This window comes from Legionella steelei (genome assembly GCF_001468005.1).
Taxonomy (GTDB): Bacteria; Pseudomonadota; Gammaproteobacteria; order Legionellales; family Legionellaceae; genus Legionella; species Legionella steelei.
The window spans coordinates 753900-765766 of the sequence record NZ_LNYY01000019.1; the positions used below are offsets into that span (position 1 = coordinate 753900).

Sequence of the window (11867 nt, forward strand, 5' to 3'; positions counted from 1 at the left end):
TTGAGCATCGTAGCCTGGGTGCAACGCAGGCTACGCTTCTACAAAACCATCTACGGTTTTGCCACAACTAAGATCACAATCCCTATCAACAACACAGTGGGGATTTCATTATAAATGCGGAAAAAACGAGAGCTTTTTTGATTTTTATTCCGCGCAAACGCTTTTAAATACTGTCCGCACAATAAGTGATAAAACCATAAAACAACAACCAGACTCAATTTAGCGTGCATCCACCCAGCCTTGAGATAATAGGTTGGATTATAACTAAGAAGCCATAATCCCAATAAGGTTGTCAGTATTGCAGCAGGCCAGGTAATTCCATAGTACAATCTTTTTTCCATTATTTTAAAACGAATGATACTCGTCTCATCATGGGTATCCGCATGATAAACAAATAATCTCGGTAAATAAAATAATCCCGCAAACCATGCAACCATTGCAATAATGTGAAACGCTTTGACATATAACATAATTAATTTCCTGATTTACGCTTATTTTTTTTTCGTGAATGCTTCAATAAATTAAGTGATTCGACTGATAATGAAAAACCCATGGCGAAATAGATGTATCCTCGAGGAATATGAAAAGAAAGTCCATCGGCAACCAATACCATACCAATTAGAATTAAATAGCTCAGGGCAAGCATTTTTATCGTCGGATGTTCTTTAATAAATGCACTCACCACTTCACTAGCAAAAATCATAATTAAAATGGCACATGTAATTGCCAAAGCCATAACCCAAAATCGAGAGGTCAAGCCTACAGCAGTTAAAACACTGTCGAGCGAAAAAATAATATCCATTATCACAATTTGAAAAATAACCATCCCAAATGTTGCTTTAAATGATATTTTTTTCTTGTCATCCTCTAATATGCTTTCTGCAACATCCTGGTGAATTTCATCTGTAGCTTTCCAAATTAAAAATGCACCACCTAATATGAGAAAAAAATCACGTGCAGAAAACGACATTTGATTTATTGTAAGTAATGGCTTGGTTAATTTAATCAAATCCACCGCAACTGCAAGTAAAAGCAAGCGCATCACCCAAGAGAGAGTGAGTCCTAAACGTCGTGCTTTTTTTCTCTGCTCTAGCGGTAGTTTTTCAGATAAAATGGACAGAATAACCAGATTATCAATTCCTAAAACAATTTCTAGTATAAGTAAAACGACTAAGCTCGCAGTAATATCAATAAAATCCATCAAATCCTCAGATGTCAGACATTGAAAAAAATATATGATATACTCTTAATCTAATTTTTACCTAAGTTTTTCTGTAACATTTACAATCTAAATTTTACATTAAATTGAGGTTTATCAAGGCAAATATTCACTTTATCCTTTTACTTCGATATAATATTCGCGTTTCGTTAATCTTGTGAGATATAGAGATCATCAAATTTATCAAAAAGCTGTTAAAAAGAAACAGGGCTCATGTAGCGCCTGTTGCTTCAGCTTATATAATCCCAAGGAATAAACATTCCATATCTAAAGCGGACATTAGTAGCAATGCGCTCAAAGTACTGAACCGCCTAATTGGTGCTGGCTTTCAGGCATATATAGTTGGAGGAAGCGTCAGAGATTTATTAGTGCATAAAGCGCCTAAAGACTTTGATGTTGCAACTGACGCCACCCCGAATCAAGTCAAAAACTTGTTCAGAAATGGACGCATTATTGGTCGACGATTTAAACTGGTACATATACTTTTTCACCGAGAAATTATTGAAGTTGCTACATTCCGAGGACACGTGGCTGTTGATGAGAGTCAACAAACAAATGAACGCGGCATGCTGGTTCGTGATAATGCCTATGGCTCACTTGATGAAGATGCCTGGAGGCGCGATTTTACAATTAATTCGCTGTATTACAATATTAATGACTCTACCATCATTGATTTTACTGGTGGCGTAAAAGACGTTGAAGAGAAGCTTATTCGGATGATTGGTGACCCAGTCAAGCGTTACCAAGAAGATCCCGTGAGAATGTTACGCGCAATTCGATTTAGTGCGAAATTAAATTTTAAGCTTGCACCAGAAACAGAAGCCCCTTTTCCTGAAATTAGCCATCTTATCACTCATGTTTCCAATTCACGTTTGTTCGATGAAATAACCAAATTATACCAATGTGGGAATGCGGAAATGGTTCAAAAATTGCTTATGCAATATGGTTTATTTCAATATTTATGCCCACAAACCAATGCCTTATTAAACAGTACCTATCCAGTAAACGCATTATTAGCCATAGCACTAGAAAATACTGATACGCGTATACGTGAAGACAAACCAGTCACCCCAGCGTTTTTATTTGCAGTTCTTTTATGGTTCCCTATGATTGAATGTGCAAAGGAGTTACAACAAACTGGAATTGATCCATTGCCATCTATAGAAAAGGCGATGTCACTTGTCATTGCTGAACAAAACAAAATCATTTCTATTCCTAAACGCTATACGCAGATTATTCGTGAAATTTGGCTATTACAATATCGTTTTTCAAAAAGATTAGGTGGAAGAGCCTTTAATCTCTTACAACATCCACGCTTTAGAGCAGCATATGACTTTATGGCATTGCGTGCCCTTGCAAGTGATGAATCCATGGAGTTAGCACAATGGTGGACTGCTTTCCAGGATGCTGATGAAGCAGAGCAAGCTGATATGATTACACAATTGACACCTGATGCTCCAAAACGTAAACGTCGTCGCAAGCCTAAAAGTAAAAAAACAAGTGATGCACAATGAATGTTTGTTATTTAGGCTTGGGCTCAAATCAGCAAGTGCCCGAACGCCAACTCCGAAGAGCAATTAAATCAATAAAAAACTTACGTCATACAGTCGTTACTAAAGTGTCCTCATTTTATTGGACTAAAGCGTGGGGACTACACGGTCAACAAGATTTTTGTAATGCAGTGATTGCACTCTCTACGCTCTTATCCCCTTTACAGCTACTGGATGCATGTCAAAAAATTGAAAAAAAACAGGGACGAATTCGAAAAAAACGCTGGGGCCCTAGAATTATTGATATTGATCTTCTGTTTTATGAAAATCGAGTTATTCAATCGAAGAAACTCATAGTGCCCCATCCACATATAGAGTCTCGAGATTTTGTTTTGAATCCACTCGTAGAAATAAACCCTGACTACAAAAAAGCAAAGCATCACGTAGATGCTGTAGTAGTGTAATGTTGCAATCTGGGTACAAGGTTCGAAATATGAATACAACCTCTTAATCCCTGCTTACCGCTTAAGTCTTCGAGACTAGGTTTATTGAGCTATTTTTATCAATGAATTACCTAAAACATACAATCCCAAGCTCCAACAGAATTATTTTATATTTTGTGATGTGAAATAGGTACTTATATCAAAGAATCTACTATTATTTACAATAACAAACTCAATTGTGAGGCTACTATGTATAATAATATTTTATTTGCTACGGATTTGCTCAAAGAACATAATCATCTCACAGAAAAAGCCATCTCCATTGCACAACAATTTCATGCTAAATTATTTTTACTACATGTCATAGAACTTCCCGCGAGTTTTCAGCTTGCACAAGGTTTAGGATTTACTGAAATAGCAAATCCGGCCAAAGATGATGCACAAACCGTTTTAGCCTTGTTGGGTGATAACTTTAATATCCCACAAGAGCAACAATTTGTTGAAGTAGGCTCAGTTAAAGAACATATTTTTACTAAAGTCAAAGAGTTAAATTGTCAGCTTATTATCATTGGTAGCCACTCATCCGTTGGCTTGCATACATTTTTAGGAAGTACGGCGCATGCTACGGTTAATCATGCCCCATGTGATGTTTTAACGTTACGACTATAATAAGCCGAAACGTAGGCTGGGCTGATAAGTCCAGCATGTAATTAAGCTAATATATTCTTAACAAACACTGTAACTGAACATACGGTGCAGGGCTTCATGATAAACATTTTGGAGAGTACGAATTAATTCAGCAGATGCTGGCTTAACAGCCCAGCCTACACTTTATACGAAAAAAATTACTATTTTTTACTTCGTACTTTCTTTTTAACATGCTTCATTAATCTTCTTTTCTTATTCACTTGTCGCTGTGATAACTTAACTTTTTTATCTGCAAAAGGATTTGTACCGCCTTTAAACTCCAGTTTTAAAGGAGTACCAACCAATCCCAAATGCTTAATAAATTCATTACTAAGATAACGCCTATAGCTATCCGGTAAATCAGCCAATTGATTTCCATGAATTACAATCACGGGAGGATTGTGACCACCAATATGAGCATACCTCAATTTTATCCTGCGTCCGTTCACGCACGGAGGGGTATGTTTCGTGCTAATATCTTGAAGTAAACGCGTTAATCTCGGGGTTGAAAAAGATTGGGTAGCTGAAGCATACGCCTCATTAATGTCTTTAAATAAACTGCCTACCCCACTACCATGTAGCGCGGATATAAAACGAATTTTTGCAAAATTTGCAAAATGTAATCTACGGGATAATTCACTTTTTACTTTTTCTTTATGCTCTTCATCCTTGCCGTCCCATTTATTCACTGCAATAACTAAAGCTTTGCCTGATTCAATAATAAAACCAAGCAAATTCATATCTTGATCAGTAATTCCTTCATCCGCATCAAGAAGTTGTAAACAGACATTAGATTCTTCAATAGCCTGTAATGTCTTAATTACAGAAAATTTTTCTATCTTTTCACCAATCCGAGATTTTCTTCGCACACCGGCTGTATCTATCAGAATATATTTCTGCTCATCTCGAACAAACGGAATCGCGATACTGTCTCTAGTCGTACCAGGCATATCATATACAACGACCCTTTCTTCGCCTAAGATTCGGTTAATTAAAGTTGATTTTCCAACATTAGGACGACCAGCAAAGGCAATTTTAATCGCATTGTCTTCTTCGACTTCATCAACATGAGGCACAAATGGTGATAAAATCTCATCAAGCAACGTTCTAATACCAGTACCATGCGATGAAGAAATGGAATGAATATCAACAATACCTAAAGCATGGAAATCAGCACAAGCCACATCATCATCAAGTTCTTCTGTTTTATTAACAACAAGATGTACTTTTTTACTTAATTTGCGCAAATTATTGGCAATTTTCTCATCGATTCCAGTTAGTCCAGAACGGCCATCAACTATGAAAAGAACTATATCCGCTTCATTCAGTGCTATTTCTGATTGTTTAGACATTAAATTATCAACAGCCACATCATCGACACCGATACCTCCAGTATCAACAACGATATACTGTTTATCATTATGCTGAGCTTGGCCATACTGTCTATCTCGAGTTAAGCCAGGGAAATCAGCAACAAGAGCATCTTGTGTCTTGGTAAGTCTATTGAATAAAGTAGACTTACCCACATTAGGACGTCCAACAAGTGCAATCACAGGGATCATTTATTAACTCACAGATAATTGATTAAGCATTCCATTGTCTGTTAATACATATAACTTTCTTCCTACTACACTTGGAGAAATACTAACGCCACCTGAAACTTTTGAACGAGCTATAATTTCGCCTGTTTGAGCATCAACAAAATGTAGATAACCGGTTTTATCACCTACAACCAAATCATTTTTTATCAGTGCCGGTTCAGTTAATCCTCTTGCTTTCAAACCAGTTTGCTTCCAATTAACCTGGCCATTGCGCTTATCAATAGACCATAAAACATCATGGCTATCAGTTATATACAAAGTATTACCGCTTAATACCATATTTTTATAAACAGAGCCTGGTTTTCTCCAAATGAATTGTCCATCTGCTAAAGAAAGAGCACCAATATATCCTTGATAACTTGCAAGATAAACCACATTATTCTCTACAATTGGATCAGCATCGATATCAACTAATCGCTCTACATCACTGGATCCGGACGCATATGCGATGCTTCGCTGCCACATTACACGTCCCGTTTCTCGATCCAATGCATCCAATTTGCCATCTGAAAAACCGATCAATATCAAATGTCCCAAAGCAACGGGCGATGAACTTGCTTTCAGAACTAAACTAGGTGAACCATGCTCTGCCATCCATAGCTGTTTGCCATCTGCTGCATTAAATGCATAAACCCTACCATCGATTGTCTTTACGATTACTTTTTTAGCCATAATAGTTGGTGGCGACAAAATTTCTCCAGTAACCTTTTTTTGCCACAATTTTTTACCATTACTTTGATTCAGCACAACTAATGAAGAATTATTAGTGCCGACAGCAACATACCCACTAGCTACAGCCGGACCGCTAACTAAACCATGCTTTACTTCTGTAGTCCATTTCGCTTCACCATTGTGTTTATTAATTGCTTGGACCAAACCACTGGCATCAGCAGTATAAATAACCCCACGCTGAACCACAGGCTTCAATCTTAAATATTCTTTATTTTTAGAAGACTTGCCTGCAGCAGCGGTCCAGTTTTGTTCCACTTTAATTTTGTCTTTAACCTGCTTAAGCTCTTTAGGTTTTGGGGTGTTATCTTTACCTAACATGTAGTCATCAAGCTTTGAACATCCTTGACTCAAGGCACAGAGAATTAAAATAAATAATTTCATTTTCATGAAAGTTAAACCTCAATTTTTGCTATACAAATATATCAATAGTTTCATTATGTCTGCATTAGTTTGAAGCCTAGGAAAGCCTTAAGGTACAGGCTCTATACGGCTCCCAGGCTTATATTAAAATAGTTATGCAGACGCTACTTTTTTATTCTCGGAAATCATCGAATGCGATTTGCTTGCTATTGCATTAGTTTTCATTTCTAAAAATAAATTTCCCATACCATTATTTTTTACTTCATCTAAAGCTTGCTTGTAGGAGTTCATGGCTTCCTGGTATTGTCCCGTGGCGCCGTAAATGTCACCTTTCAACTCATTAATGACTGGCAAATAAGTATTATCATGAACACTGCTCAATTCTTTAAGAGCATTTGTGTAAGACTTTTCTGCAGCAAAAATTCGTGCGATGCGAATCTTAGCAATTTGCTTTAAAGTCGACATCTTACTGTCCGTAGCAACAGCTTGCAGCTCCTCTCTAGCTTGCTCTAGCTTGTTTTTTGACACGTAAATTTTCGCAAGAGTCATATGCGCTGCATCAGCATAGACGGTACGGTTATGTTCATGAATTAATTCATTCGCATAAGCTCGCACTGCTTTAATATTTTGGTTAGAAAGAGCAACCATCATTTGTTCATAGGCAACGGATGCTTGTTGTGTCAGCTTGTCCTGATGCCAGTTTAAATATCGATATCCAGCAATACCAAAGAGTATAAGCGATAATACTACGGTGACTAGATTACCGTATTGCTTCCACCATTTTTTTATCGATTCTAATTGTTCCTCTTCAGTCATATACACTGACATAATACTCTCCTGCACTCACTCAAAATAATCTTTTAAAACTTGATTAATCATATTTTGATCTACTGTAATTTGTTCCGCTTCATTACGTAAATCCTTAATACTAATTTGCTGATTCGCTAATTCATCTTCGCCCAAAATCAAAGCCAGGCGTGCATCACTTTTATCTGCTTTTTTAAATTGACTTTTAAAACTGCCCCCAGCAGTATTTACGGATACTTCAATTTCCGGATAAGTACTACGTATCATTTCAGAAATTATGAGTCCTCGTACCACCGCCTGCTCATTGACAGCAATAATATATAACGCATTTTTCTTTTTCTCTTTTTTCAAAAGATTCAGCGTTTCCATCAGCAAGTATATTCTCTCTATACCCAATGCAAAACCTACCGCAGGCGTTGGGTTACCACCTAATTGCTCTACCAATATATCATATCGGCCACCAGCGCAAACTGTTGCCTGACTGCCTAATTTATCGGTCACCCATTCAAAAACAGTATGCCCATAATAATCAAGCCCTCTAACCAAAACAGGATTGACTACATAAGGCACCTGTAATGCATCCAGACCATCACAGAAAGACTGAAAATGCGCACGACTTTTTTCATCAAGAACATCAATTAATTTTGGTGCATTAGCTAGTAGCTGCTGCATCTCAGGATTTTTACTGTCCAAAATGCGTAATGGATTGCGAGTTAATCTACGTTTGCTGTCCTCATCCAACTGATTTTCATGATCAGTTAAATACTCTACCAGAATTTCTTTATAACGTTGACGCTCAGCTAACTCACCTAAAGTATTTACTTGTAATTGTACAAAATCCGCAAAGCCTAAGTGCTCCCAAAACTTGCGAGACATGGAAATCAACTCTAATTCAGCCATGGCGCCAGGCATTCCAAATACCTCAACACCTAATTGATTGAATTGTCGATATCTTCCTTTTTGGGGTCTTTCATGACGAAACATCTGCCCTATATACCAGAGTTTTTGCTGTTGATTATGTAAGAGGCCATTTTGTAAACAAGCACGCACACAACCGGCAGTACCTTCTGGTCTTAAAGTAATACTGTCTCCATTTAAGTCATTGAAAGTATACATTTCTTTTTCAACTATATCAGTTACTTCACCTATAGTTCGTTTAAATAGTTGGGTACTTTCAATAAGTGGAAAACGTATTTCCTGATAACCATAACTGGACAGAACGCTTATAAAAACTTGTTCGATAGAACGCCATAATGCCGTCACCTCAGGCAAAACATCATTCATTCCTCGTATTGCTTGAATTCGTTCAGCCACCTATCTTCTCCAGAGGTGACATTTCTTGCTTAGGATTTAATAATGACTGCATTTTTGATATATCAGTGAGCTTTAGCTCTGTTGTTTCCGTTGTTGGTGTTTGATTCAACGATAAATCGGCAGGAGCACTTTTGGCAGGAAATACTTGTTGTGTATCACTGTTTTTTTGCCACCAAATACCTACAGCAACAATCACGCCTAAAGCAAACAAAATAGTAAACCAGCGAATAATATGTTCTGCCTTATGAGATTCACGTTTACTTTGCTGCCATAAAAGCGCGCGATCAGATTTTTTCTCAACGACAAACTGCTCATTAAATATTGCTAAATAAGGTTCAGGCGAAGTACCAAGTAATTTAGCATACGCACGTAAATATCCTTTAACGAAGACAGGCTCTGGCAACAAATGGAACTCATTGTTTTCAATTAGCTCAATAATACGTGCCCGCAAGTGCAATTTATTAGCAACATATTCAATTGTATATCCTTTTTGCTGGCGTATGCTGGCAAGTTGCTCGCCTGGATTTTTATCATGTTCTATTATATTTTCATCCAGTGTGGTTATTGTATTCATTATTTACTCCACTATTATCGATATTGGAATTCAAATTATTTATGCTTTGTTCATATTCTGCAGCTATAGCATGTTGCCCAACTTTATCAGAAGCCTCTTTGGCTAAAGATAATAAAACTCTATCATTCAAAACTAATTCTGGATGCTTCTGTACTAGAGCGTATGCCTCTGAGTCATGGCCAGCTTTAATTTCGATTTTCAGTAATTCATAAAAAGATACCTTTCGAGAAGGGTCTTGGTTTAATGCTTTTGCGAAATAAACCTTAGCCTTATCTTCATTAGGAACTGATAGCGCACAAAGACCTGCATTCTCATAAGCTCCCGCAGTATTTACATACTTTAAATCATTAACCGCTTTTAAAAAGTAAGCCTCGGCTTTTTTATAATCGCCTTGTCGACACAAAAATGCACCATAATTATTGGACTGGGCGCCGCCATTCCCTGCTAATGACAAGGCCTTGACATAATATTTCTCTGCTTGGTCTAATTCTTTTGTCTGCTCAAAATAATAAGCCATTGCCGAATTGACATCAGGGGATCTCGGCTCTTGTTCCAATGCGGTGATAAGCTTTTTTTTCGCTCTTGGTCTATCACCTTGTTTTAAATAACCTAAACCTAACTGAACATTATATGATGCAGCCCTACTGAGATTCGGTTTTTTTAAATTTTGTTTTTCACTTTCTTCATCATGTGCGCATGCCTGCAAAAACAAGCTGGCCACAATAAATAAGAGATAAAACTTTTTTAACACAATATTTCACACTAAGGTTAGAAATGATTGCGCATTATAACCGCTTACAAATAAATTAAAAATGATTTGTCACAAATAATGACTTTATTGTGGCACAAAAGTTTAGGCCAGGCGTAATCATTGCTCTGCTGGATGCTGCTCTTGATTTTTTTTAGGCATAAAATGTAATTTTTGCCACCTCTCAGAGCGGCTTGTTCTGTCCTTAACTTCGCCAGCCAACTGCCCACATGCAGCATCGATGTCATCGCCACGTGTTTTTCGGGTAATTGTGTTAATACCATGGGCAATTAATTTATCTCTAAATGCATCAATTGCTTCCTGAGATGAACGCTGATATTGCGTCATTGGAAAAGGATTAAATGGAATTAAATTGACCTTAGATGGAACATTGCGTAACAACTTTATTAATTGACTTGCATGTTCAGGTTGATCGTTAACGCCTTTGAGCATGACATACTCAAAAGTCACTTTTCTTCGTGGTTCATCTTTAAAATAATCTTTACATAAAGCCATTAACTGAGCCAGAGGATATTTTTTATTTATAGGCACCAGCTCATTTCTTAATTCATCATTGGGAGCATGCAAGGAAACAGCAAGGGCTACAGGACTAACTTCTCTTAAACGTTGCAGATCAGGTAATACCCCTGAGGTACTTAAAGTAACACGACGTTTTGATAATCCATAAGCAAAATCATCCATCATAATGTTCATTGCTGACACAACATTATCGAAATTAAGCAAGGGTTCCCCCATACCCATCATCACCACATTAGTGACTTTTTTGTCATGCGCTCCCTGCTGTTGCGATAGCTCACGGACAGCCAACCACACTTGTCCGATAATTTCACCTGTAGATAAATTACGATTAAAACCTTGCTTTGCAGTAGAACAAAACGAGCAGTTTAACGCACATCCTACTTGGGAAGAAACACAGAGAGTCCCACGATTTGCTTCTGGAATGTATACCGTCTCAATGCAATTACCACAATCAAGCTTTAAAAGCCATTTATGAGTGCCATCATTAGACTTCTGACAAGCAACTATTTCAGGTAACTTAATATTCGATAGTTCAGCCAGCTTTTCTCTTAATGACTTGCTTAAATTAGTCATTTTTGTGAAATCAGATAAACCTGCTTGATGAATCCATTGAATTATTTGTTGCGCACGATAAGATTGTTCGCCCCAACTATCCAATAGCTCACGCATTTGTTGGTAATTGTAATCCAGCAGATTTACTTTTTGTGCAGTCATTTTTGCTCCAAATTTAATGACTCAATGAATAGAGTTGCAGCCTGGGTGCAACGTAGCGGAACTCGGGAGTAGGATATGAAATGACTCATAAACCCCAGATTCCGCTACGCTGCACTCAGCCTACAATACAACACTACTCGTGCCATTAAATATCAAAAACTATTTCTTATCTTTCGCAAACTTCATGAGGTTCAAAGAAGAAAGCAATTTCACGAGCCGCATTTTCAAGACTATCAGAACCATGTACTGCATTCGCATCAATACTATCAGCAAAATCAGCGCGGATAGTTCCTGGAGCAGCTTCTTTAGGGTTTGTTGCACCCATAATGTCTCTGTTTTTCATGACCGCGTTTTCACCGTGTAATACTTGAATCATCACTGGACCAGAAATCATGAACTCAACCAAATCATTAAAGAAAGGGCGTGCACGGTGAATATCATAAAAATTTTCTGCTTGTTCGCGAGAAAGTTGCATCATTTTTGCAGCGATTATGTTTAAACCAGCACTTTCAAAACGAGTATAGATTTGGCCAATAACAGATTTAGCTACTGCATCAGGTTTAATAATTGACAATGTTGTTTCTTTTGCCATCGTGGACTCCATAGGGGTTTAGTTAAAGTGCAATATTATACACGAA

Annotated in this window: 13 protein-coding genes; 3 read left to right on the forward strand and 10 right to left on the reverse strand. The window is 37.4% G+C overall.

The window, feature by feature from the left end:
* Positions 1–50: 50 nt before the first annotated feature.
* On the reverse strand, positions 51–470 hold the full coding sequence (gene hemJ, locus Lste_RS07480) for a protoporphyrinogen oxidase HemJ (protein ID WP_058510421.1): 420 nt from the start codon (positions 468–470) through the stop codon (positions 51–53).
* A gap of 2 nt (positions 471–472) precedes the next feature.
* The gene (locus Lste_RS07485; protein WP_058510422.1) at positions 473–1201 is read right to left on the reverse strand and encodes a TerC family protein; all 729 of its coding nucleotides are present in this window, start codon (positions 1199–1201) and stop codon (positions 473–475) included.
* 209 nt (positions 1202–1410) lie between these two features.
* Between Lste_RS07485 and pcnB the strand changes: the two genes are divergently transcribed.
* The 3 genes from pcnB to Lste_RS07500 all read left to right on the forward strand — a co-directional run bounded on the left by pcnB (position 1411) and on the right by Lste_RS07500 (position 3821).
* Complete coding sequence (gene pcnB / locus Lste_RS07490) at positions 1411–2733, forward strand: polynucleotide adenylyltransferase PcnB (protein ID WP_058510423.1); 1323 nt, start codon at positions 1411–1413, stop codon at positions 2731–2733.
* Entirely contained in the window at positions 2730–3173 is a 444-nt protein-coding gene (gene folK, locus Lste_RS07495) for a 2-amino-4-hydroxy-6-hydroxymethyldihydropteridine diphosphokinase (RefSeq protein WP_058510424.1), read from the forward strand. Before pcnB ends, folK begins: the two co-directional genes overlap by 4 nt.
* Before the next feature lie 228 nt (positions 3174–3401).
* Positions 3402–3821: a universal stress protein gene (locus Lste_RS07500; protein WP_058510425.1), complete on the forward strand. Its 420-nt coding sequence runs from the start codon at positions 3402–3404 to the stop codon at positions 3819–3821.
* A 179-nt stretch (positions 3822–4000) separates the two neighbouring features.
* Here Lste_RS07500 and der read toward each other — a convergent pair whose 3' ends face one another.
* From der to ndk, 8 genes are all read right to left on the reverse strand, one after another.
* Entirely contained in the window at positions 4001–5401 is a 1401-nt protein-coding gene (gene der / locus Lste_RS07505) for a ribosome biogenesis GTPase Der (protein ID WP_058510426.1), read from the reverse strand.
* Between the two features lie 3 nt (positions 5402–5404).
* Positions 5405–6559 (reverse strand): outer membrane protein assembly factor BamB, encoded by a 1155-nt coding sequence (gene bamB / locus Lste_RS07510; protein ID WP_058510427.1) that lies wholly within the window; start codon positions 6557–6559, stop codon positions 5405–5407.
* A 126-nt stretch (positions 6560–6685) separates the two neighbouring features.
* On the reverse strand, positions 6686–7360 hold the full coding sequence (locus Lste_RS07515; protein WP_058510428.1) for a YfgM family protein: 675 nt from the start codon (positions 7358–7360) through the stop codon (positions 6686–6688).
* A gap of 15 nt (positions 7361–7375) precedes the next feature.
* Positions 7376–8623, reverse strand: a complete 1248-nt coding sequence (hisS, locus tag Lste_RS07520) for a histidine--tRNA ligase (protein ID WP_237760493.1) — start codon at positions 8621–8623, stop codon at positions 7376–7378.
* A 22-nt stretch (positions 8624–8645) separates the two neighbouring features.
* Positions 8646–9227 carry a helix-turn-helix domain-containing protein gene (locus tag Lste_RS07525; RefSeq protein ID WP_058510430.1) on the reverse strand — a complete coding sequence of 194 codons (582 nt, stop codon included), beginning with the start codon at positions 9225–9227 and terminating at the stop codon, positions 8646–8648.
* Entirely contained in the window at positions 9202–9978 is a 777-nt protein-coding gene (gene pilW, locus Lste_RS07530) for a type IV pilus biogenesis/stability protein PilW (RefSeq protein ID WP_058510431.1), read from the reverse strand. The genes Lste_RS07525 and pilW overlap by 26 nt, the downstream gene beginning before the upstream one ends.
* A 117-nt stretch (positions 9979–10095) precedes the next feature.
* On the reverse strand, positions 10096–11229 hold the full coding sequence (rlmN, locus tag Lste_RS07535) for a dual-specificity RNA methyltransferase RlmN (RefSeq protein ID WP_058510432.1): 1134 nt from the start codon (positions 11227–11229) through the stop codon (positions 10096–10098).
* 166 nt (positions 11230–11395) lie between these two features.
* The gene (gene ndk, locus Lste_RS07540; protein WP_058510433.1) at positions 11396–11821 is read right to left on the reverse strand and encodes a nucleoside-diphosphate kinase; all 426 of its coding nucleotides are present in this window, start codon (positions 11819–11821) and stop codon (positions 11396–11398) included.
* Between the last annotated feature and the right edge of the window lie 46 nt (positions 11822–11867).

Coding starts and splice junctions, on each gene's coding strand:
- hemJ (WP_058510421.1), bottom strand. CDS start 470: ATGTTATATGTCAAAGCGTTTCACATTATTGCAATGGTTGCATGGTTT.
- Lste_RS07485 (WP_058510422.1), bottom strand. CDS start 1,201: ATGGATTTTATTGATATTACTGCGAGCTTAGTCGTTTTACTTATACTA.
- folK (WP_058510424.1), top strand. CDS start 2,730: ATGAATGTTTGTTATTTAGGCTTGGGCTCAAATCAGCAAGTGCCCGAA.
- Lste_RS07500 (WP_058510425.1), top strand. CDS start 3,402: ATGTATAATAATATTTTATTTGCTACGGATTTGCTCAAAGAACATAAT.
- der (WP_058510426.1), bottom strand. CDS start 5,401: ATGATCCCTGTGATTGCACTTGTTGGACGTCCTAATGTGGGTAAGTCT.
- bamB (WP_058510427.1), bottom strand. CDS start 6,559: ATGAAAATGAAATTATTTATTTTAATTCTCTGTGCCTTGAGTCAAGGA.
- Lste_RS07515 (WP_058510428.1), bottom strand. CDS start 7,360: ATGTCAGTGTATATGACTGAAGAGGAACAATTAGAATCGATAAAAAAA.
- hisS (WP_237760493.1), bottom strand. CDS start 8,623: ATGAATGATGTTTTGCCTGAGGTGACGGCATTATGGCGTTCTATCGAA.
- Lste_RS07525 (WP_058510430.1), bottom strand. CDS start 9,227: ATGAATACAATAACCACACTGGATGAAAATATAATAGAACATGATAAA.
- rlmN (WP_058510432.1), bottom strand. CDS start 11,229: ATGACTGCACAAAAAGTAAATCTGCTGGATTACAATTACCAACAAATG.
- ndk (WP_058510433.1), bottom strand. CDS start 11,821: ATGGCAAAAGAAACAACATTGTCAATTATTAAACCTGATGCAGTAGCT.